The organism is Paraburkholderia sp. J67, from assembly GCF_905220265.1.
GTDB lineage: Bacteria > Pseudomonadota > Gammaproteobacteria > Burkholderiales > Burkholderiaceae > Paraburkholderia.
In genome coordinates this window covers 1-22,533 of the sequence record NZ_CAJMZK010000026.1, presented here as the reverse complement: position 1 = coordinate 22,533, position 22,533 = coordinate 1, and the positions used below count along the sequence as shown (strand labels likewise).

The following is a 22,533-nucleotide window of genomic DNA, read 5'->3' as shown; positions in this document are numbered from 1 at the left end:
TACGATGACCTCCAGCAATTTCGACGGCGTGGCGATTGCCGGTGCGGTTGAGTTGCCGTACAGCCGTCAACCCGGCGACGGCAACACGGGCGACCTGCTCGCGCGTGCGTTCGGTCTGTTGCTCGAACGTGCGGGCGTGTCGCCCAAACAGGTCGACGGTTTGGGTGTCGCGTCGTTCACGCTCGGCCCCGATCATGCGATCGATATGGCCTGGCGGCTTGGCCTGAGCCCGCGCTGGTGCATGGACGATTGCCACGGCGGCGCGAGCGGCATCAACCTGCTGCAACATGCGATCCGCGCGATCCAGCATGGCGATGCGAACGTCATCGCCCTGGTCGCGGGCGACCGCTTCGAGCCAGCGGACTTTCGCCAACTGGTCGAGCACTACAACCTCACGACGCGCACCTGGCTACGCCCCTTGCAGAACGGCGGCCCGAATAGCGTATTCGCCATGCTCACGCGTCGTCATGCGCGGCGCTACGGTCTCACGCGCAGCGATTACGGCGCGGTGTGCGTCGCGCAGCGCGCGTGGGCCACGCAGAATCCGCAAGCGGTCTATCGCACGCCGATGACGCTCGGCGACTACCTCGATGCACCGCTTATCGCCGATCCGCTCGGACGCTTCGATTGCGTGCCGGTGGTGAGTGGCGCGAACGCGATCCTGCTTACGCGCGATGATTTCGCAGGCGCAACGCCGACGGTGCGCGTGCGTGCGCTCCAATGCCTCTACAACGCCGACCATCAGGAAGGGGACGGTCTGCAAACGCCATTGTCAAGGATTGCAGACGATCTCTGGCAGCAAGCCGGTTTCGGTCCCGGCGACGTCGATGTTGTTTCGGTGTACGACGATTATCCGGTGATGACACTCGTGCAGCTAGCCGATCTAGGCTTCGCGCCCGATGGCGATCTGCGCGCGCTCATCACGCGCATCGGCTCGCGCGCGCTCGCGCTCAACACGTCGGGCGGGCAGCTTTCCGCCGGGCAGGCGGGGGCGGCGGGCGGCATGCACGGGCTTGTGGAGGCGATCACGCAGTTGCGCGGCGAAGCCGGCGAACGGCAGGTGGCGAATGCGTCGCGCGCCGTCGTGAGCGGCTATGGAATGGTCGAGTACCGCTTCGGCATGTGTGCAAACGCGGTCGTGCTGGAGCGGACATGAACGACACCACGACGACACTCGATGTTCACCAATGTACGCAATGCGGCAAGACGCTGTTCCCCGCGCGCTACTTTTGCCCGGCCTGCGGTGGTGCGAACTGGCGGCGGTACGTCGCGCAAACCGGCACGGTGATGGAAACCACGATCGTGCGCCATCGTGCGGGAGCGCCGGGCGCAGCGCCGTTGTATCTGGCCACGGTCCACACGGATGCCGGCCCAGCTGTGATTGCATGCAGCGCCACGCCGCTCGCCGACAAAACGCGTGTGAGCCTGATGGTCGATGCCGCGCATCGCATCGTCGCTAGCGCGCTCGACACCCCTGAACCTTCTGGAGATCGATATGCCGATCAATGAATGCGTCGCCTTCGTGACCGGTGCGAACGGCGGCCTGGGCGACGCCTTCGTGCGCACGCTCCTCGCACGCGGCGCGGCAAAGGTCTATGCCGCGGCGCGATGCGTCGACACGCTGAGCCACGACGATCCACGCGTCGTCCCCGTCGAACTGGACGTCACCGATACCGCCCAGGTGCAGCGCGCCGCCGCGCTGGCCAGCGACACGACGCTGCTAGTCAACAACGCTGGCTTGAACCGTCTGCAACCGGCGCTGGCCTGCACGGAGGCCGACGCCGCGCGCGCCGAAATGGAAGTCAACTACTTCGCACCACTCGCCATGATCCGCGCGTTTTCGCCCGCGATGCAAGAGGGCAGCGCGATCGTCAACGTGCTGTCGATTCTCGCGCGCGTCACGCTGCCGTCGATGGCGACGCTATGCGCCTCCAAAGCCGCCGCGCTGCGCATGTCGGAAGGCGTGCGCGCCGAGCTGGCGCCGCGCGGTATTCGCGTGATGTCGGTGCTGCCTGGCGCGATCGACACGGCCATGAGCCGCGACTTTCCGCCGCCGAAGCTCATGCCGCGCGAAGTCGTCGACGCGGTGTTGAACGCGCTCGATGGCGAGGCGAGCGAAATCTATGTCGGCGAGATGGCCGCACAGATCGCCAAGGGCCTCGCGAACGATCGGCACGCGACGCAACGTCAACTGGCGGGCGCGGTTTGAGCGACCACCTTTTCCAGAACTCATGAAATCATGGAGCGCAACGTGAGCGGTACATTCATCGATATTCCGTCGAACGACGGTCAAACATTCTCCGCCTACCTCGCGACACCTCAGCAAGGTTCCGGGCCCGGCATCGTGCTGTTGCAGGAAATATTCGGCATTAACGGCTACATGCGCAGCATGGCCGATCTGCTCGCCGAAGAAGGCTACGTGGTGCTCGTGCCGGATCTCTTCTGGCGCATGAAACCGGGCGTGAACCTCGCCTACGAAGGCGCGGATCTCGAACAGGCGCTGCAATACAACACCCAGCTCGATCTCGATCTCGCCGTGCAGGATGTGTCGGCCACGATGGCGGCGCTACGCGGACTCAAGCAACAGGTGGGCAAGATTGGCGCCGTGGGTTTTTGTCTGGGCGGCAAACTCGCGATGCTCACCGCTGCGCGCACCGATATCGATTGCGCGGTCAGCTATTACGGCGTGGGCCTCGACGCCTTTCTCGACGAGATTGCGTCGATCCGTTGCCCGATGGCCTTTCATTTCGCGGCCAACGATAGCCTCTGTCCGCCGCCTGTACGCGAACGGATTCAGGCAGCAATGTCGCGCAATCCGCTGATCGACCAGTATGTCTATTCCGATTGCGATCACGCCTTCGCGACGCCGGAGCGCGCGTCCTACGACAAGCCCGCAGCCATCATGGCGTGGTCGCGCACGATCGCGCTGCTACGCAAGGTGCTGGGCCCCGTCTACGATTTGAACACGCTGTGGGAGGCGCATTGCTACCACGAGTTCGCCACGCGCGACGTCGACGCCATCATGCCGACGATGGTCGCGCAGCCCTACGTGAACCATGTCCCGACCATGACGGGCGGCGTGGGTCACGACCAGCTCAAGCGCTTCTACAAGTATCACTTTGTCGATGCGAATCCGCAGGACACGCGTCTGATCCCCTTGTCGCGCACGATTGGCGCAGACCGCATCGTCGACGAGTTCGTCTTTTGCGCGACGCATGATCGCGAAATCGACTGGTTGCTGCCGGGCCTCGCTCCCACCGGGCAGTACTTCGAAATTCCGATGCTCGCCGTCGTGTGCTTCCGGGGCGACAAACTCTATAACGAGCACATCTATTGGGATCAGGCGTCGCTGCTGGTGCAGATTGGCGTGCTTGACCCAACGGGCTTGCCCATTGCCGGTGTGGTGACGGCGAAGAAGATGGTCGACGAACGACTGCCCAGCAACACGCTGATGAAGAACTGGACGTCGAGCGAAGGCAAGCCCATCTAAACCCGCGTATCCGCCCGACCGAGCTTTACGGCATCAGGCGTTCGGCCCGCATTGGCCGAACGCTCCGATAACGATTGTTGCCCAACCCCACTGGAGATCTCATGAAAAAGTTTTCTGCCATATCGTTAGGAATGCTATTCGCTGCGCAGGCCGCACACGCGCAAAGCAGTGTCACCATTTACGGCATCATCGACGACGGCCTGACGTGGTCGAGCAATCAGGGCGGCCACAGCGCATGGCAGATGCAGGCGGGGATTTCGCAAGGCAACCGGTGGGGCTTGCGGGGGACAGAGGATCTGGGCGATCAATGGTCCGCGCTGTTCAGACTGGAAAACGGCTTCAATGGCAACACGGGCACGGCGGGGCAGGGTGGCCGGATGTTCGGGCGACTCGCCTATGTCGGTTTGTCGAACACCCGTTACGGCACGATCACGCTCGGGCGCCAGGGCGAGGCGATCGGAGACTACATCGGGCCGTTCACGGCAAACGGATCGCTGGCCGGAGGCATCCTGTTCGCGCATCCCGGCGATATGGACAACGTGGGCATCGACTATCACCTGAACAACGCCGTCAAGTACGTGTCGCCCACGATCGGCGGATTGTCCGCGATGGCGCTGTACAGCTTTGGCGGCGTGGCGGGGGACTTCTCGCGCAACAGTGCGAAGTCGTTCGCGCTTCAGTACGCGTATGGCGGCTTGCAACTCGCCGCGGCCTACACGACGATCAACGATCCCGCCGATGCCGTGACCGAAGGCCTATGGACCGCGTCGAACACCGTCAACGGCAACTATGGGGCGGCCGCCGGGCAATACTCGGTGGCGGGTGTCGGTGCGGCTTACACATTCGGCGCGGTGCGCGTGAGCGCCGACTGGACGCATACCCGTTTTGGCGATCTCGATGCATCGCTCGGCGCGAAGATTGGCGGTCACGTGACATTCGACACCGGCGAACTGGTCGGCAGCTATTTCGTCACGCCCACGTTGCAACTCGGCACGGCCTTCAGCTATACGAGCGGCAATGTCTCCGCGACGGGGCAGACGCCGCACTACGCCGAGGCGGACGCGAGCGTCGACTACTTTCTGTCCAAGAACACCGACGTCTACGCCAGCGCCACCTGGGTGCATGCGGGTGGCGGCGCGGTGGCCGATCTTGCGCCCGTGTTGTCGGCGTCGAGTTCGGCGAATCAGGTTGCGCTGCGCGTCGGCATGCGCAAGAAGTTTTGAGGCGCTTGCAAAGAGCGGATCGTTAAGCTGCGTGAGTTGGATAGCGACGGGATGCCCGTCGATATCCAATCGCTTGCTCGAACTATCGTTTGAGGGAACCCACTGCGGTTCGGATACGCCGGAGTGCCTCCGTCAATACGACTTCCGATGTCGCCGTCGAAATCCGAAAGAACGGCGAGAGACCATACGCCGTTCCCGGCACCGCAGCGACGTGGGCTTCTTCCAGCAGGAAGCGGGTGAAGTCCTGGTCGTCGGCAATGCGCTCACCATGCCGCGTGTGGCTTCCGATGAAGTCCGCACAGCCGATGTAGGCATAGAAGGCGCCTTCCGGCGGAGCCAGTGTCAATCCCGGTATGCTACGGACTCCTTCGGTAACCAGATCGCGCCGGGATTCGAATGCCTGCCGGAAGCGTTCGACTTCCTCCTGCGGACCTTCCAGGGCGGCTTGCGCAGCGCACTGGGCGACCGTGCAAACCGAGGTGCACGACTGGCTTTGCACCGTGGCCATCGCCTTGATCAAATCGCGTGGTCCCGCGGCGTAGCCCACGCGCCAGCCGGTCATCGCATAGGCCTTGGATACGCCATTGACGATCAGGCTGCGCTCACGCAGTTCCGGGCACGCGTGACCGAACGACACAAAGCGACGGCGATCGAAGCGGATATGCTCGTAGATCTCGTCGGAGAGAATCAGAACGTGCGGATGTTTGTTGAGGACGGCGCCGAGCGCCTGCAATTGCGCTTCGCTGTAGACCGCGCCGGACGGATTGCCAGGCGAGTTCAGGAAGAGCCACTTTGTCCTGGGCGTGATGGCCGCTTCCAGCACTTCCGGCGTCAAACGGAAGCCGTTTTCTGCGGTGCAAGCCGGCGTCACGGCGACGCCGTCTAGCAGTTTGACCATCTCCGGATAGGAGACGAAGTAGGGCGCGGGCAAGATGACCTCATCGCCTTCATTCAACGTTGCCAGCAGCGCGTTGAAGATGATCTGCTTGGCACCGTTGGCCACAGCGATCTCGTCGATCGCGTATTCGAGGCCGTTTTCGCGTTTTAACTTCTGCACCACGGCGCGGCGAAGTTCCGGCGTGCCAAGCGAAGGGGTATAGAGCATACGTCCTTCACGTGCCGCTTTGAACGCGGCTTCGGTCACGTGGAGGGGTGCCGCGAAATCGGGCTCGCCGAGACCCAGGTCGATCACATCGACACCGGTTGCGGCCAGTTCCCTGGCGGCCTGGGAAACGGCCATCGAGGCCGAGGGCTTCACCGTTGACAGCCGTTTGGCGATGCGGGTCATGCGCAGGCCTCCTTTGCAGTGCTCTTTTGCGCCGCGAGCGCAGCCGCGCGCATTTGCGACAGGGTTTGGCGTGGCGTAAGCGCTTCAGCCGAAATGTTGAGATCGAGGACCGCGCCACTGCTGGATGCCATCGCGCGTTCAAAAGCGGCCGCGAAGTCGGCGGTGGTCTCCACGCGTTCGGCATGGAAGCCATAGGCCCTGGCGAGCGCGACGAAATCGGGGTTCGTCATCGTCGTTCCCGAAACGCGCGCAGGATAGTGGCGTTCCTGATGGGCGCGGATCGTGCCGTAAATGCCGTTGTTCAGGATGAGCACGATCGGCTGGGCGCCCGCCTGCAAGGCTGTCGCGAGTTCCGTGCAGTTCATCTGGAAGTCGCCGTCGCCTGCGAAGCACACGACCGTGCGCTCAGGGAATGCAATGCGCGCGGCTACCGCTGCGGGCAGCCCGTAGCCCATCGCGCCCGATTGAGGCGCAAGCAAACGGGCTTTCGGCCCGAACTTGAAGAACTTGTTCGGCCAGACGGTGAAATTGCCCGCGCCGTTTGTGAGGATCACGTCCTCGGGCAGACGCTTGCGCAACCAGGCGCTTACCTCGACCATGTCGACGGGCGAAGGTTGGCTCGGTGCGTCAAAGGACGCTTCGTAGGCCACTCGGGCCGTTTCCAGCCAGTCGCTCCAGTTGCCCCTGACGGGCTGCACTGCACGTGCGAACGCATTGGGACCCGCGTGAATGCCAATGGCCGGCTGATAGATCTTGCCGATCTCCAGATCCGAACCGTGTACGTGGATGAGCGTCTGTTTGGGCGCGGGCGCGCTAAGCAGCGTGTAGCCATCGGTCGTCATCTCGCCGAAGCGGACGTTCACGGCCAGGATCACATCGGCCTCGGTCATGAGACGGCGCACGTGTGCAGGCATGCCGACCCCAGCCTCGCCACAGAACACCGGCGAAAAATTGTCGAACTGGTCCTGATAGCGGAAGGCTGCCACCACGGGAATGCCGGAGCCTTCGGCGAAGCGTTGCAGCGCGGCGCGGCCCGACTCGCTCCAGTTGCAGCCGCCCATCAATAGCAGCGGGCGCTTTGCCTTCGCCAGCAGTGCTTCGGCATCGCGCAGCGCGTCGGCTTCGGGGGCGGCCTCGGCGATATGGGCTGGCGCCTTGATGGGCGCGACGTCGGTGCGGGACGTCAGCATGTCTTCGGGAAGCGCGATCACCACCGGTCCAGGGCGGCCTGTGGTGGCCGTCTTCCAGGCACGCGCGAGGATCTCGGGAATCCGTTCGACGTCGTCGATCTCGACGGCCCATTTGGCCATCGTGCCGAACACCGCGCGATAGTCGATCTCCTGGAAGGCCTCGCGGCCCTTCATGTCGGTGCCGACCTGGCCGACGAACAGCAGCATGGGCGCGCTGTCCTGCATGGCGGTATGCACGCCGATCGACGCATTGGTGACGCCGGGGCCGCGCGTGACGAAGCAGATGCCTGGGCTGCCCGTGAGCTTGCCGTAGGCCGCCGCCATGAATGCCGCGCCGCCTTCATTGCGGCAGAGGACGAAATCCAGGCGCTCGGCCGTATCGTGGAGTGCATCGAGTACAGCGAGATAGCTTTCGCCTGGGATACCGAAGCTTTTGCTGGCTCCAAGTGCGATCAGACTTTCGACCAGGAGCTGGCCGCCATTGCGTGTCATCGTAATTTCCTAATCGTTAGCGAAGTTCGTGCCGGGCGTGTGAAGAACCGCGCCGGGGTTCATCAATTGCGCTGGATCGATGGCCTGCTTGATTGCCGCCATCAGCGCGCGCTCTGGCGTCGCGCGCAGGGCGTCGGCCAGCGACACCTTGGCGCGCCCGAGGCCGTGTTCCGCGGCGAAGCTGCCGCCCAGCGCGCTGGCTAGCGCGCCGATTTCGCGGCCAAGCTCCGGCGCCAGGTCGCCGAATCCCGGAGCGTTGAGCGGCGGGCTCAGGTTGAAGTGGGTATTGCCGTCACCAAGGTGGCCAAAAGGATTGACGCGTACACCAGGAAGCATGTGCTCGCACAATTCGCAGGCTTGCGCGATAAAGCGGTCCAGCAGGCCGGGAGGCACGGAAACGTCGTGCTTCAACTGCGGGCCTTCGAGGCGCTGGCCTTCGGGCTGTTCCTCGCGCAAGCGCCAGAGCGCGGCGCGCTGGGTTTCGTTGACCGCCAGGACGCCGTCCAGCACCTCGCCGGTTTCCAGCCCTGCGGTCAGCGTCGCTTCAAAAAGCGCATCGAGCGGCACGAGCGGAGAACCCGCCGTCATTTCCACGAGCAGATACCACGGAGCGCGTTCGGTCAGCGGATACGTCAGGCCATGCACATGGCGCAGCGCCATGTCGAGGCCAAGGTCGCAGAAGAACTCCAGCCCGCTGATGAATTCGCCTGCGTCGGCCCGCAGGCGCTTGCCGAATGCGAGCAGAGAGGGAACGTCAGGCAGGGCGAGCAGCGCCGTGGCGCGGATGCGGGGAGCCGGGTAGAGCTTCAGCACCGCGCGGGTCACGACACCCAGGGTGCCTTCGGCGCCGCAGAACAGACGCCGCAACTGGTAGCCCGCGTTGTCCTTCTGCACGGCGCGCAGGCCGTTCCAGATCTGGCCGTCGGGCAACACCACTTCGAGGCCAAGGACAAGGTCCTGCATCATCCCGTACCGCAACGCATGACTGCCGCCCGCGTTGGTCGCGATCAGGCCGCCGATCTGTGCGGAGCCTTCCGCGCCGAGATGCATCGGGAAAATCAGCCCGTCTTCGGCGAGTGTCTCGTGCAATGCGGCAAGCACGACGCCCGCTTCCACCTCGATGCTCGCGGCGGCGGGGTCGGGGCGCGCGATCTTCGTCATGCGCGAGAGCGACAGGATGACGCCGCCGGGCTGTTCCAGCACAGCGCCGCCGCACAGACCGGTATTGCCGCCTTGTGGCGTGACGGGTACGCCGGCCGCATGGCAGGCGGCCACAACCGCTGCGACCTGTTCCGTCGATGCGGGGCGGGCCACGCCTAGCGGCGTCGCGCCGTAGCGGTCGAGCCAGTCGCGGCTGTAGGCGTTGGCATCCGCGCCGCTGAGCCAGCCCTGTGGGCCAAGCAGCGCGGCCAATGTGGCCGCGAGGTGGGTGTTCGTGCTCACGACATCACCCCGCGAAAACGTAAGCCGTCTTGACGGTCGTGTAGAAGTCCATCGCCAGCGTTCCTTGCTCGCGCGGTCCCAGGCTGGAGGCCTTGCGGCCGCCAAACGGCACGTGATAGTCCACGCCGGCCGTGGGCAGATTCACCATCACCATGCCGGCGGCCGCGTTGCGTCGAAACGCCGTGGCGTGCTTGAGCGACGTGGTGCAGATGCCAGCGGAGAGACCAAACGGCGTGTCGTTGGCAACGGCCAGCGCTTCATCGAAATCGGCGACTTCGATCACTGATGCGCAGGGGCCGAAGATCTCCTCGCGCGAGGAGCGCATGTCGTTGCGCGCGCCGATGAACAACGCCGGACGCTGGAACCAGCCTTCGCGGTCGAGTGGCTCGCCGCCACGCACCTCGCAACCTTCGCGCGCGGCCAGCGCCACGTAATCGAGATTGCCCTTCAGTTGCGCCTGCGAGACGACGGGACCGATCTGCGTGTTTTCGTCGAGCGGGTCGCCGATGCGAAGCGCGGCACGCGCTTCATCGAGCGCGGCGACAAAGGCGTCGTGAATTCCCTTCTGGACGATGAGGCGCGACGAAGCCGTGCAACGCTGCCCGGTCGAATAGAACGCGCCATTCAGGCAGGCCTTCACGGCCATGTCGAGATCGGCATCGTCGAGCACCACCATCGGGTTCTTGCCGCCCATCTCCAGCTGAACCTTCTTGAGGCCTTCCGCGCAGCCCAATGCGATCTGCCTGCCGACCTGTTCCGAACCGGTGAAGGAGACGGCGGCGACGTCCGGATGATCGACCATCGCGCGACCAAGCGTGGAACCCGAGCCCATCACGAGATTGAAGACGCCTGGCGGGCAGCCCGCCTCGACGAGAATCTGCGCCAGAACGTGCGCGCAGGCGGGAGTGAGATCGGCGGGCTTGAGGACGACGGCATTGCCCGCGGCGAGGGCGGGCGCGGTCTTCCATGCCGGAATCGCAATCGGGAAGTTCCACGGCGTGATGAGCCCGACTACGCCGAGTGGGCCGCGCGTCACGTCGACTTCTACGCCTGTACGGGTCGAATCGATCTTCTGGCCTGCCAGGCGCAGCGCCTCGCCAGCGAAGAAGTGAAAGATATGGCCTGCCCGCGTGGCCTCGCCGGTCGCCTCGGCCAACGACTTGCCTTCCTCGCGTGCCAGCAGCCGGCCGATTTCGGCCGCACGCGCGAGGATGAGGCTACCCACGCGTGTGAGCACATCGGCGCGTGCCTGAGGGCCAGCGGCTGCCCAGCCTGGTTGCGCAGCGCGTGCCGCCGCCACGGCCGCGTGGAGATCGTCGCGCCCGCCGCGGGCATACAGCCCGATTAGTTCGCTCGGGCGGGAAGGGTTGCGATTCTCGGACACCTCGATGCCCTCAGTCCATTCGCCGCCGATGAGATTGCGATGTAGGTTTTCCACCCGTTTGCCCTTTAATTGGTGTCGGTCATCCGCGACAGACCGTGTGCGCAGATGTCATGAGAGTTAACACCTATGCCGTATGACGTATTATGACTCTAGCACAGGGCGCGCGCGTTTGTACACGTTCCCGGGAGTGGGGTTAACCGGGAGGCAAGCGTTTCGATGTGTGGTGGAAGATAGGGATTGGTGTTGTTTTTAAAGGGTTTAATCGACTGATAATGGCTCTGGTCGAGCCAGGCCATGATGGTGTTCGAAGCAAAGGGCGTGGTGCCGTCGAACCCACGCGGCATAAGGATTTCGAGGTTTTTTCCTCGTATTTTGCACAGTTCGTGACACTGTCGTGTGCGTAAAACCCCTTATTTTTGACTCGTTGACATATGACGTCTCACCTAATATTTTTCGTTCATTCGAGGTTCACTGCACGACGCACGCGATAGCTCGACTCATCCGTGCCCTCGAGATCGCGATGTTTTCAGCCGTTCCGGAAAACGTCACGCCCGCACCACGGGCAAACGTAGTTCAACGAGTTATTTCAACCGACCTGGATAGGCAGAGGTATGTCATGAAAGATCCGCTTGCACTCAAGGGCACCACGCTGGCTGTTTCCTTGACGATGAGCGCCGTTTTCTTCAGCCCGGCGGCACACGCCGGCGACGTCGTGATTGGTTTCGCTGCGCCGCTAACCGGCGCATCCGCTCACTACGGCGTCGACCTCAAACGCGGTGCAGAGCTTGCGCTCGACGACGCGAACGCGCAGAAGCTCGTGATTGGCGGCCAGCCGGTCCATTTCGTGCTCGATGCGGAAGACGATCAGGCCGATCCGCGTATGGGCTCGCAAGTGGCACAGAAGATGGCCGACTCGAAGGTGTCGGGCGTCGTCGGTCACTTCAATTCCGGTACGACGCTGCCCGCTTCGCGCATCTACAACACGGCCGGCATTCCGATGGTCTCGCCGACCGCGACCAATCCGACGCTGACCTCGCAAGGCTTCGCCAACGTGTTCCGTGTCGTCAACTCCGACGCGCAAATGGGACAGCTTGCGGGTCACTCCGCGGTACAGGCGCTCAAGGGCAAGAGCATCGCGGTGATCGACGACCGCACGGCATTCGGACAGGGCATGGCCGACGAATTCGTGAAGGGTGTCGAGCAGGCGGGCGGCAAGGTGGTCGATCGCGAGTTTTCGAACGACAAGGCGGTGGACTTCAAGTCGCAGCTCACGCGCATGAAGTCGTTCAATCCCGATGTGGTCTTCTGGGGCGGGCTGGACCAGCAGGCCGGCATGCTCGTGAAGCAGATGCGTCAGCTCGGCATGCGCGCCACGCTGCTTGGCGGCGGCAGCTTCGAGAACGAGACGTTCCTGCAGGTGGCGGGCGCGAGCGCGAATGGCTCGGTTTCGTGGGACTACGGTGTGCCGCTGTCGAAGATGAAACAGGGCGCGGACTTCAACAACAAGATGAAGGCGAAGTACAACGAAGGCGTGGTGGCCTATGCGCCGGCCGCCTATGACGCCACGTGGGTGTTGATCAACGCCATGAAGAAGGCCAATTCGACCGATCCGAAGGTCTACGGTCCGCTGATCAAATCGGTGGCGTTCACGGGTATTTCGGGGAATATCGCCTTTATGCCCAATGGCGACATGAAGGATCCGGCGGCAACGTTCTACAAGGTCGTCGACGGCAAGTGGGTCCCTCAGGCAGTGGCCTACGGCGAAAAGGTCGAGCCGCTCCAGAACTGATCGCAGCCTGAAGGTCGGGACGGTGTGAGGCCTCGCACCGTCGCAGACCGCTATTCATTACCACAACAATTCAATCCGTAAAACAAAGGTTTGGGGAATTTAATGAGGAATACGTATAAAGTCGCAACGCTTGCCTCCGCACTCTGTGTCGCCGCGCACGCCAACGCACAAAGCACGGTCACGCTCTATGGCATCGTCGATACCGGGTTCATGTACGTCCACAACAGCGCCGGTCAATCGACCCAGATCATGATGGCGAGCGGCACGGAGTCAGGCTCGCGCTGGGGCTTGAAGGGTAGCGAGGATCTGGGTGGCGGGCTTGCCACGATTTTCCAGATCGAGAATGGATTCAGCTCGACGTCGGGCGCGCTGGGGCAGGGCGGCAAGCTGTTTGGACGTCAGGCCTATGTCGGGCTTTCCCAGGCTAACGGGTGGGGTACGGTCACGCTGGGCCGCCAATATGATCCGCTGATCGATCTGGTTCAGCCGGTGCAGGGCGACTGGTATCTGGGCGGCTTTTTCACGTCGCCTGGCGACGTCGATAACGCCGACAACAGCCAGCGCATCAATAACGCGGTGAAGTGGGCCAGCCCGACGTGGGCCGGTCTGCAATTGTCCGCGATGTATTCGTTCGGCGGCGTGGCGGGGGCAACGGGCTCAGGCCAGACGTACAGCGGTGCGCTTGCGTGGAGTGCGGGCAGGCTAGCCCTTGCCGGCGGGTATCTGCATATCGACAACGGCAATGCAGTCGCTTCGACGCGCGGCACGAGTTCATCCGACTCGTTCTTCAACAGCAGCGTCAATGCCGCTTACGCGTCGGCGCGCTCGATCAACATCGCGCGGGCTGGCGGTCATTACACGATCGGGTCGGTCATTCTGGGGGGCTACTACAGCTACTCCGAATATTCGCCGGATGCGTCGTCGACGTTCACGCGTTCGGAGAAGTATCACAACGGCTCGGTGTATGCAGTCTGGCAAATCACCCCGGCGTTGCTCACGGAAGCGGGCTACAACTATATGCGCTCGCTAGGCGATTCGTCGGCGAAATATAACCAGTTCAGCCTCGGTGCCGACTACAACCTGAGCAAGCGCACCGACGTTTATGGCGTCATCTCGTACGCGCATGCGAGCGGGACCAATGGCGCGGGGGCCGCACAGGCCGTGATCGGTTCGATGGATATCGACTCGGGCAAGAGTTCGCAGGCGATTGCCACGATTGGGCTGCGCCACAAGTTCTGATTGACTTCGGGTGATGTGTCAGTCGCTGCTTTCCGGGCCAAAGCATCGGCCTGGAGCAGCGACTCTGACTTTGCGCAGTCCGTTATTCGGCGCGCGTGCTGGACAGGTTGTGATACCGCTCGAGGCTTTCGTTCAAATGACGACGCATGGCGCGTCGTGCGGCGGCCTCGTCCTGCCGTTCGATGGCGTCGAGAATGTCCGCGTGTTCGCGCTGGATCTTGCGGATATAGGTCTTGCGCTCTTTCGCGTTGGCCTTCGCGTGCTTGAGGCGAAGATCGATCGTGATTTCCTGCCCGAGCGTGCGCAGGATGGAGGCGAAATGCGGATTCTTGGAACAGGTGGCGATGGCCAGATGAAACTCGAAGTCCGCACGCGCGCATTCGGCATCGTCTTCCGCCGACACGACTTCGAGTCGTGCATAGACTTCCTTGAGCGAGCGAAGATCCGCAGCGGTACGACGTTGTGCCGCGTAAGCCGCGCATTCCGTTTCCACGCCGATACGCAATTCGAGCACGTGCATCGAATTGTTGAGCGTCGTACCGTCAATGAAATCGGGTTCTGCCGACTGGCTGCTGCTTTCGGCAACAAAGACGCCCACGCCATGACGCGAGACGAGACGCCGCCCGAGTTTGAGCGAAGCCACGGCCTCGCGCACCACGGTGCGGCTCACGCCAAATTCATTGCAGAGTTCGGGTTCGGTGGGAAGCTTGGAGCCGGGGGTGTACTCGCCACGGTCCATCTTGTCGTTCAGTGCCTGAATGACCAGCTCTGTCAGGCTGCGCCGCTTTCCCGAGGTAGCGGCATTTTTCAGTAGGGTTTCAGCGTCCAGAGTCATTCCAGGTGCACAGCGAATCAGGGGAGCGCTGCAATTGACGGATGCAGACTTACCGCGCGGCGCGGTAATCGTTTGTCTGACCTGCGCCGTATGACATATTACGACTTTACCACAGTCGGGAATCGTGGGTTGCCGCCCCCAATATTGTTCGGGGGCGGCACGAGACCGCTTAGGCGTAGATGTAACCGCCGCTGACGATCACGTTTTCACCGGTGGCGTAGGTGTTGCGCGCACTCGCCATCATGACGACCCACTGCGCGATTTCTTCGGGCTCCGCTGCGCGGCCAAGCGGATTCGCGCTGGCGAGTTCGCCGAGAAAGCCCAGTTTCTTCGCGCGATCGGTGGCGAAGCCAGCGGGCGCCACGGAGTTCACGAGGATGCCGTCTTGCGCGACTTCCTGCGCGAACGATTTCGTGAGGCTGACCACGGCTGCCTTGGTCGCCGCGTAGTGCGCGTTTTGCGGATGCGCCTTGAACGCGTCGACGGACGTGATGTTGACGATACGGCCCGCAACATGCGCTTCGACCTTCGGACGGCTGCGCATGTGTTCGATCGCGGCCACCATCATGTGATAGGTGCCCTTGATGTTGACGGCGTTTTCCAGATCCCACTCGTCGTCGGTGATCTCGAGAATGGGGCGGCGCGGATAGATCGCGGCGCTATTGATGAGGCTATCCACGCGGCCCAGCGATTCGAGCGCATGCGCGAACACGGCCTGTGCCGTATCCTTGCGCGTGATGTCGCCCTCGGCGCCGAAAACCTGATGGCCTTCCGCCCGCAAATTCGCGACGGTTTCGTCGAGCAGGGGGCCGTTCTTGTCGATCAGCGCAATGCGTTCCGCGCCTTCGGCCAGCATCAGTTTGGCGACGGCGAGACCCAGGCCGGATGCGCCGCCAACGATAACGACTCGTTGATTCTTCATGATTCGAGTATCCCGTTTCAGTAAGGAGTTTCAGTCGACCGAGACGATCTGCGATCCGCCGGCAGCCTGGTCAGTGGGAAAGACTTCCATGCGCGACACGTCCACGGCTTCGGGCAGGGTGAGCGCCGTTGCGATCAGTTCCGCGATGTTCTCGGGTTGGATCGAGCGATACGCGTCGTAGAGCTTCTCGTTCGCACCCTGTTCGCCGAGCGCCGTACGATAGAGATTGGTCTGCACGCGGCCCGGGGCGATCTCCGTCACGCGCACTTTCGTGCCAAGCAGATCGCAACGTAGTGAATCGCAGAACATGCTGATCGCAGCCTTCGTAGCGCCGTAGACGGCCGTATTAGGATGCGGAAAGCGGCCCGCGCTCGATCCGACGAAGAACAGATGTCCGCGCTTGCGTGCGACCATGCCTTTGAGCGCGAGTTGAGCGACGCGCAGCGGCGCGCGCAGATTCACGTCGATCATTGCGTCGATATCGGCGGGATCGGTATCGCTGAACTTTGCGATGGCCGGCAGCAGACCGGCGTTGTTCACGACCACGTCGATTTCTGTGCTATCGAACAGTTCGTGCAGCGACGACGTGTCCTTCAGGTCGACCGCAACCGGAATGACGTGGCACTCAAGCGCGAGCGCTTCCAGCGCTTTGGCGTCGCGTCCCAGCGCGTAGACCCGCAGGCCCGCATTCACGAGACGTTGGGCGATGGCGCGTCCGATGCCGCTGGACGCACCCGTCACCAGAGCGGTCTTGTAGGGTAGGGAACTCATGTTGACGACTTTCCGCTAATTTCAATCGATGTTTCGAGGGCGATGGACAGAGCCATCAGATCACGCCTTCTTCTAGGAAGGGCTTGTTCTCGACCACGCGCTCATAGCCGAGCGGGGCGAGATCGAGCGAACGATAGCCGCCATAGACGATCAGCTCGCTCAAGCCGCGGCCGATTGCGGGCGACTGTTGCAGGCCGTGACCGCTGAAGCCGTTCGCGAACAGAAAATTCTTCACCTCGGCATGCGGGCCGACAATCGCATTGTGATCGAGCATGCAGAAGTCGTAGTGACCGGCCCACGAATTGACGACCTTGATCGCTTCGAAGGCGGGAATACGTTCTGCGAGCGCGGGCCAGATGACTTCTTCGAACTCCGAATGGTTGACTTCGAAGTCGTTGACGTCGGCGAGAGGATCGGGGTCTGGGTAGCAGCCCGTGAGGTAATACTTGCCTTCGGGGCGAAAAAAGATGCCCGTCGTGTCGATGGTGAGCGGCACGATACCTTCGAGCGGCGTACGGCAGTCGAAGACGAACAGCGAACGCTTGCGCGGCTCGACGGGGATGTCGAGGCCCGCGAGGCGCGCCATCGCCGGGCCGCGCGTGCCGGCTGCGTTGACCATCAGCCCGCAGCCAATGGTTTCGCCGCTCTTGAGGACGACGCCGGTGATGGTCGAGCCTTCGCGCAGGACATCGACCGCTTCGTTCTCGATGTACTCGATTCCGAGCGAACGCGCCTTCTTGCGCATGCCTTGCAGCAGTCCGTAGCTGTCGAACCAGCCTTCGCCCGACTGCCCATAGACGCCGTTGACTAGGCCTTCCATGTTGAGCCACGGAAAGCGCGCCTTCAGCTTCTCCGGGTCGAGCAGCACGACGTCGGCGCCGCACGCCTGCTGGGTGGCGCAATTGCGCTCGAACATCGGCGCGCCGGTTGCATCGCCCAGATACAGGTAGCCGTTTTCCTTGAAGCCGAGTTCGGGCGCGTCGCCATTCACCGCTACGCGGTCGTGAAAGTTGCGGATGAATTCCGTGCCGAACTGCGAAATCTGGATGTTCAGCGGATTAGAGAATTGATGACGGATCGAGGCGCTCGACAGCGCGGTCGCCGACTTCGCATACGACCAGTCGCGTTCGATCACCAGAACCGAGCCGTTGAAGTCAGGGTTCTCCGCGAGGAAGTACGCCGTCGCGCTGCCTACGACTGCGCCGCCTACGATCACCACATCGTAGTGAGACTTGAGTGCGTGCTGTGCCATCTCAGTGTGTTTCCAGATAGATCGGTGAGGAAGCGGCGTTCAGTTCGATTTCGGATCTTCGAAGTGGCCATCGGCTGCAAACTGGCCGCCTTGAAAGCGCACGGCCGGATTACGCGGATCGCCCACTTCCGTGTTTGCATAGACTTCCGCGCGATAGGCATCGGCGGAATCCTTCGGGCGGTAGCCGAGGTAGGCAGCCTGCGTGTTGTCCCAGAAGTTCGCGCTGTTGTTCGAGTTGCCATACACGATCATGTGACCGACGCTCGGCGTCATGATCGACTGCACGCACATATGCGAGAAGTCTTCATACGAGAGCCAGGTCGCGAGCATGCGGCGATCGACCGGCTTCGGGAAGCACGAACCGATGCGCAGACAGACCGATTCGATACCGAACTTGTCGAAGTAATAGCGCGAGAGGTTTTCAACAAACGTCTTGCTCACGCCGTAGAGACTATCGGGGCGTTGTGGAGCGTTCGCATCGATCGTCTGCGTGCATTCGTAAAAGCCGATGGCATGCACGGAGCTTGCGTAGATCACACGCTTCACGCCCGCCTGGCGTGCGCCTTCGTAGATGTTGTAGCTGCCGACGATATTCGAATCGAGAATCACCTGGAACGTATTCTCGCGCGGCGCGCCGCCCATGTGGATGACCATGTCCACGCCCTTGAGCATCTCGAACACGGCGTCGCGATCCGCGAGGTCGCAAATGAAGTGCTTTTCGTTTTCGCGCACTTCGCCAAGCGAATGACGCCCGTTCAGGCTGAGCGTCTCGGCATACGGACGCAGGCTCTCGCGCAGCACGGAGCCCAGCGCGCCGCCGGCGCCCGTGATCAGGATGTTCTTGAACGGCGGTTTGGTGATGTCGGTCATACGTGGCTCCTTACTGGTGATTCTGGGGATTCGATGCCGAAAGCGCGTCGAGCGTGAGACCGTAGTCTTCGCGCAGTTGCGCTTCGGAAATGTATTCGTTGCGGATGTCGCGCAGCAGCGCGTCGTGCTTGCGTTGCGCGGGCGCGCCCACACCGCCGCCGCCCGGCAGCGAGAGCGTAACGCGCTCGTGTTCGGCGACGAATTGCGTGCCTTTGCCCTTCATGCGCGTGCCGTCGGAAAGCGTGACTTCACCGGCTGCGCCTTCCTTGCCGCCCGACTGGCCGCGCGCGGGGTGATCGATGCGGTCGAACATGGCGTTGAAGCGGAATTGATAGCCCTCGCGCGGGCCGATCTCGACGATCTGGCCCAGGCCGCCGCGATGCTCGCCCGCGCCGCCCGAACCCGAGCGCATTTCCTTGCGCCAGACCACGATCGGGCCGACCTGTTCGGTGGCTTCGACCGACATGGCGTGCACGCCGCTCGGGAACGCCGTGGCCGAGAGGCCGTCGAGCTCCGCGCGTGCACCCGTGCCGCCGCTGTTGAACATCAGGATTTCGCTGCCTTTGAGGCCCGAATCTTCGCGCACGGGACGCGCGCTCACATGCAGATTCCAGAGTGCACCCGCGCCTTCGGCAGGGACCTGGTTCGGCAGGATCTTGTTGAGCGCGCCAAGTACGAGGTCAGGCACGAAGTGGCCCAGCACGTGACGCACGGCAACCGGGCTCGGGCGCTGCGCATTGAGAATGCAGCCCGCGGGTGCCTGGACGCGGAACGGCTCGAGCGAGGCCGCATTGTTCGGCACTTCGGGCGCGATGATGCACTTGAGGCCGTAGCACGCGTAAGCCTTCGCATACAGCAGCGGCACATTGATGCCGTACGGGCTCGACGGCGACGTGCCCGCGAAATCGGCGAGCAGGTGATCGTCGGCGACCGTGAGCGTGACGTTGAGCTTGACCGGCGTGTCGTAGCCGTCGAGCGTCATCTCGTTCGTCTGCACGGCCTTGGGCAGCGCCGCAATGCGTTCGAGTGTGGCCTCGCGGCTGCGCGCAAGAATGAATTCGCCAATCCCTTCGACGTCCTTGAGATTGAACTCCTTGAGCATTTCGAGGAGGCGCTTGTGACCCGTCTCGTTGCACGAGGCGAGGGCGTAGAGATCGCCCACGACCTTGTCGGCTTCGCGCACGTTGTTGCGCAGGATGTTCACGAAATCGCGATTCACTTCGCCGCGCTCGATCAGCTTCATGATCGGCACAAACAGGCCTTCTTCGTAGATCTCGCGCGAGTCGGGGCCGAAGCCGCGACCACCGATATCCACGACGTGCGCCGTGCTCGCGAAATAGCCGATCAGTTCGCCATTGTGAAACGACGGCGACACCACGGTGAAATCGTGCAGGTGGCCCGTGCCTTTCCACGGATCGTTGGTCAGGTACACGTCGCCTTCATACATGCGCTCGACGCCGATGTCGTTCATGAAGTGCTCGACGGCTTCGGCCATCGTGTTCACGTGACCCGGCGTGCCGGTGACGGCCTGCGCGAGCATGCGGCCCTGCTTGTCGAAGATGCCGGCGGACAGATCGCCTGCTTCGCGCACGCTGGTGCTGAACGCGGTGCGAATGAGCGCCAGGGCCTGTTCTTCCACGACGGAGATCAGGCGGTTCCACATGACCTGCATGTGAATCGTATCGAGGTTGCTGAGAGACATGCGTTACTCCTGATTGGCCTTGGCGGCAGTCAATTCTTTGGCGACGACGAGCAGGCAGCCATCGGGCTGGACCATTGCATCGAAAGAGGAGGTGATGAGCGTCGACGTTTCTGGCTCGACGATGATCGCCGGTCCCGTCACGCTTTCACCGACCTTGAGCGAGCCGCGCTCGACGATCGCCGCTTCGACGAAGCGATGCAGCGCGGCGTCGAAGATCTGGCGGGTTTTCGGCGCTACCACGGCGTCGCGCGAGGTGACCAGCTTCAGGCGCTCGACCGGCGGCAGCGGCGAGCTGGCCTTCACGGCCCAGCTCACGATCTCGATGTCGAGTCCGTCGATCGGGCGGCCGAAATACTGCGTATAGGCGCGCGTGAAGGCCTGCGCGAACGTGGTTTTGTCTTCGGCGGTGAAGCGGCGATACGGGAAGGCCACAGGAATTTCCCAACCCTGGCCGACGTAGCGCATGAAGGCTTTCACTTCGACTTCGGGTTCGGCATCGCCCGAACCCTGGCGTGCGAAGCGCAGCGCCTCTTCGCTCAGTTCGCCGACGATGTCGTTGAGCACATCGGCGTCGAACGTATTGAAACGCATCGTCGCGCTGCGCACGCTTTCATAGCCGAACGGCGCACGCAGGAAACCGATCGCCGAGCCCACACCCGCGCCAGGCGGCACGATGAACTTCTTGATGCCGCTCTTTTCGCACAGGCGCGCAGCGTGCAGGGGACCCGCGCCACCGAACGTGATCATCGTGTAGTCGCTGATGTCCTTGCCGCTTTCCACGGCATGCACGCGCGCCGCGTTGCTCATGTTTTCGTCCACCACCTCGGCGACGCCGTAAGCGGTTTCCGCAGGGCTCAGATTGATCGAGCCGCCCACCTTCGCCACCATCGCGCTGGCCGCGTGATCGGTCGAGAGGGGGATGCTGCCGCCCGCGAAGTTGGCGGGGTCCAGGCGCCCGAGCAGCAGGTCGGCATCCGTGACGGTCGGCTGGTCGCCGCCGCGCTGGTAACACGCCGGGCCCGGCTCCGAAGCCGCGCTGTGCGGACCGACGCGAATCTGGCGCATCACGTCGAGCGAGGCGATGGAGCCGCCGCCCGCGCCGATCTCGACCATCTCCACGACCGGGATCGAAATGGGCATCCCGCTGCCTTTCTTGAAGCGGTACGTGCGTGCGACTTCGAACGTGTTCGCTGTTTTCGGCGTGAGGTCGTCGATCAGGCAGATCTTGGCGGTGGTGCCGCCCATGTCGAACGACAGCACCGTGTTCAGGTCGTAGCGAGCCGCAATATGTGCCGCGAAGATCGCGCCGCCTGCGGGACCGGATTCGACGAGGCGCACGGGGAATTCCGAAGCGCTTTCGATCGACACGATGCCGCCGCCCGAGTGAATGATGAAGATCGGACAGACGGCGCCCGCTTCGCGCACCTTGTCGAGCAGGCGGTCGAGATACGACTTCATGATCGGGCGAACATAGGCGTTCGCGCAGACCGTGTTGAAGCGCTCGAACTCGCGGATCTGCGGCGAGACTTCGCTGGAAATCGACACGGAAACATGCGGCAGACGCTTTTCCAGCGCATTGCGCATCATGCGCTCGTGCGCGCCATTCACATAGGCGTGAATGAAGCCGACCGCCACGCTTTCGTAACCGCCTTGCTCGATGCGATCGACGATTGCGTCGATCTGCGCTTCGGTAGGCGCGAGCAGCACGCCGCCTTGCGCGTCGACACGCTCGGCGAGCGTGAAGCGGTCGCAGCGCTCGATGAGCGGCGGCGGCAGCTTGATATTCAGATCGTATTGCTCGAAGCGGTTCTCCGTGCGCATCTCGATCGTGTCGCGAAAGCCTTCCGTGGTGATGAAGGCGGTCTTTGCGCCGCGCCGCTCGATCAGCGCGTTGGTCGCGAGTGTCGTGCCGTGGATGATCACGCCGATATCTTTCAGCGCGATGCCGGCCTTGTCCGCCACGATGCCCACACCCTTGATGATGGCGCGCTCCGGCGCCGTGTAATCCGTGAGCACCTTGGTGGAAAAGAGCTCCCCACCCAATTCCAGTGCGACGTCGGTGAAGGTTCCACCGATGTCCACACCCACTCTTGCCTTGTCGTGACTCGCCACCGTGACTCTCCTGTTCATAACCCTATCCAGCGTGGACATGTTATCCACGAATTCCTCACAACAAACGCCTTCGAGGCGCCGTTTTCCATCCCTCTACCGGTCAGTCCGGGCAGTCGTTGCTGCGACGTTTTGACGGGTTTTTTGTTTCGTTGACATATGATGAGTGACGTCTTACAGTGCTGTCAACACGAACAAATTAAATTGCTGGGAAGAACGGCCGGGCTGCTCGGTTTGGGGTCTTGCAAGCCGTTGTTTTTATGGTGATTTTCTGGATTTTTGTTAGGCGCGGAGTCAGGCCGGGGAAGCGCTCTCAGTGTAAACGCCTATAGGTCGAAATTCTGATGGATTTTACTTTTCACCGGAATTTTCTGAATTTGTAGTCCTAATTTTTCGCGCAAGGTATCGCGCCTTTTGGTGCTTAGGGTTCGCAAGCATTCGAACCATGCTTGTGTGGCCGGGCTACCCCAATCGAATGGGGTCTAGGGGAGTGTGTCGGTGGATATATTCGTTCAGCAGATTCTCAATGGTCTT

The 22,533-nt window shown here is 62.7% G+C and carries 18 protein-coding genes; 7 read left to right on the top strand and 11 right to left on the bottom strand.

Features of this window, described 5'->3' with window-relative positions; genetic code table 11:
- Positions 1-4: 4 nt before the first annotated feature.
- From U5782_RS32175 to U5782_RS32155, 5 genes are all read left to right on the top strand, one after another.
- Complete coding sequence (locus U5782_RS32175; protein ID WP_322047917.1) at positions 5-1,156, top strand: thiolase family protein; 1,152 nt, start codon at positions 5-7, stop codon at positions 1,154-1,156.
- On the top strand, positions 1,153-1,509 hold the full coding sequence (locus U5782_RS32170; protein WP_322047916.1) for a Zn-ribbon domain-containing OB-fold protein: 357 nt from the start codon (positions 1,153-1,155) through the stop codon (positions 1,507-1,509). The genes U5782_RS32175 and U5782_RS32170 overlap by 4 nt, the downstream gene beginning before the upstream one ends.
- Positions 1,496-2,209 (top strand): SDR family oxidoreductase, encoded by a 714-nt coding sequence (locus U5782_RS32165; protein WP_322047915.1) that lies wholly within the window; start codon positions 1,496-1,498, stop codon positions 2,207-2,209. Before U5782_RS32170 ends, U5782_RS32165 begins: the two co-directional genes overlap by 14 nt.
- Positions 2,210-2,251: 42 nt before the next feature.
- Entirely contained in the window at positions 2,252-3,490 is a 1,239-nt protein-coding gene (locus U5782_RS32160) for a dienelactone hydrolase family protein (protein WP_322047914.1), read from the top strand.
- 101 nt (positions 3,491-3,591) lie between these two features.
- On the top strand, positions 3,592-4,713 hold the full coding sequence (locus U5782_RS32155) for a porin (protein ID WP_322047913.1): 1,122 nt from the start codon (positions 3,592-3,594) through the stop codon (positions 4,711-4,713).
- An 82-nt stretch (positions 4,714-4,795) separates the two neighbouring features.
- Here U5782_RS32155 and U5782_RS32150 read toward each other — a convergent pair whose 3' ends face one another.
- From U5782_RS32150 to U5782_RS32135, 4 genes are read right to left on the bottom strand one after another with little or no spacing between them, the layout of a single operon-like run.
- The gene (locus U5782_RS32150) at positions 4,796-6,001 is read right to left on the bottom strand and encodes a pyridoxal phosphate-dependent aminotransferase (RefSeq protein ID WP_322047912.1); all 1,206 of its coding nucleotides are present in this window, start codon (positions 5,999-6,001) and stop codon (positions 4,796-4,798) included.
- Positions 5,998-7,683, bottom strand: coding sequence for a thiamine pyrophosphate-binding protein (locus U5782_RS32145; protein ID WP_322047911.1), 1,686 nt, complete (start codon positions 7,681-7,683; stop codon positions 5,998-6,000). The genes U5782_RS32150 and U5782_RS32145 overlap by 4 nt, the downstream gene beginning before the upstream one ends.
- Positions 7,684-7,692: 9 nt before the next feature.
- The gene (locus U5782_RS32140; RefSeq protein ID WP_322047910.1) at positions 7,693-9,126 is read right to left on the bottom strand and encodes an FAD-binding oxidoreductase; all 1,434 of its coding nucleotides are present in this window, start codon (positions 9,124-9,126) and stop codon (positions 7,693-7,695) included.
- A 4-nt stretch (positions 9,127-9,130) separates the two neighbouring features.
- Positions 9,131-10,564, bottom strand: coding sequence for an aldehyde dehydrogenase family protein (locus tag U5782_RS32135; protein ID WP_322047909.1), 1,434 nt, complete (start codon positions 10,562-10,564; stop codon positions 9,131-9,133).
- 562 nt (positions 10,565-11,126) lie between these two features.
- Between U5782_RS32135 and U5782_RS32130 the strand changes: the two genes are divergently transcribed.
- On the top strand, positions 11,127-12,299 hold the full coding sequence (locus U5782_RS32130; RefSeq protein WP_415914440.1) for a branched-chain amino acid ABC transporter substrate-binding protein: 1,173 nt from the start codon (positions 11,127-11,129) through the stop codon (positions 12,297-12,299).
- Between the two features lie 102 nt (positions 12,300-12,401).
- Positions 12,402-13,538, top strand: coding sequence for a porin (locus U5782_RS32125; protein ID WP_322047908.1), 1,137 nt, complete (start codon positions 12,402-12,404; stop codon positions 13,536-13,538).
- An 82-nt stretch (positions 13,539-13,620) separates the two neighbouring features.
- On the opposite strand, the gene U5782_RS32120 is transcribed toward U5782_RS32125, so the two are convergent.
- From U5782_RS32120 to U5782_RS32090, 7 genes are all read right to left on the bottom strand, one after another.
- The gene (locus U5782_RS32120) at positions 13,621-14,373 is read right to left on the bottom strand and encodes a FadR/GntR family transcriptional regulator (RefSeq protein WP_322047907.1); all 753 of its coding nucleotides are present in this window, start codon (positions 14,371-14,373) and stop codon (positions 13,621-13,623) included.
- A 169-nt stretch (positions 14,374-14,542) separates the two neighbouring features.
- On the bottom strand, positions 14,543-15,295 hold the full coding sequence (locus tag U5782_RS32115) for an SDR family oxidoreductase (protein ID WP_322047906.1): 753 nt from the start codon (positions 15,293-15,295) through the stop codon (positions 14,543-14,545).
- Between the two features lie 30 nt (positions 15,296-15,325).
- Complete coding sequence (locus tag U5782_RS32110; RefSeq protein ID WP_322047905.1) at positions 15,326-16,066, bottom strand: SDR family oxidoreductase; 741 nt, start codon at positions 16,064-16,066, stop codon at positions 15,326-15,328.
- Positions 16,067-16,121: 55 nt separating this feature from the next.
- Positions 16,122-17,318, bottom strand: coding sequence for an FAD-dependent oxidoreductase (locus U5782_RS32105; RefSeq protein ID WP_322047904.1), 1,197 nt, complete (start codon positions 17,316-17,318; stop codon positions 16,122-16,124).
- Between the two features lie 39 nt (positions 17,319-17,357).
- A complete protein-coding gene (locus tag U5782_RS32100; RefSeq protein WP_322047903.1) occupies positions 17,358-18,188 on the bottom strand; it encodes an NAD(P)-dependent oxidoreductase in 831 nt (276 codons plus the stop codon).
- Between the two features lie 10 nt (positions 18,189-18,198).
- Positions 18,199-19,890 carry a hydantoinase B/oxoprolinase family protein gene (locus U5782_RS32095; protein WP_322047902.1) on the bottom strand — a complete coding sequence of 564 codons (1,692 nt, stop codon included), beginning with the start codon at positions 19,888-19,890 and terminating at the stop codon, positions 18,199-18,201.
- 3 nt (positions 19,891-19,893) lie between these two features.
- Positions 19,894-22,020 carry a hydantoinase/oxoprolinase family protein gene (locus U5782_RS32090; RefSeq protein ID WP_322047901.1) on the bottom strand — a complete coding sequence of 709 codons (2,127 nt, stop codon included), beginning with the start codon at positions 22,018-22,020 and terminating at the stop codon, positions 19,894-19,896.
- Positions 22,021-22,533 lie beyond the last annotated feature (513 nt).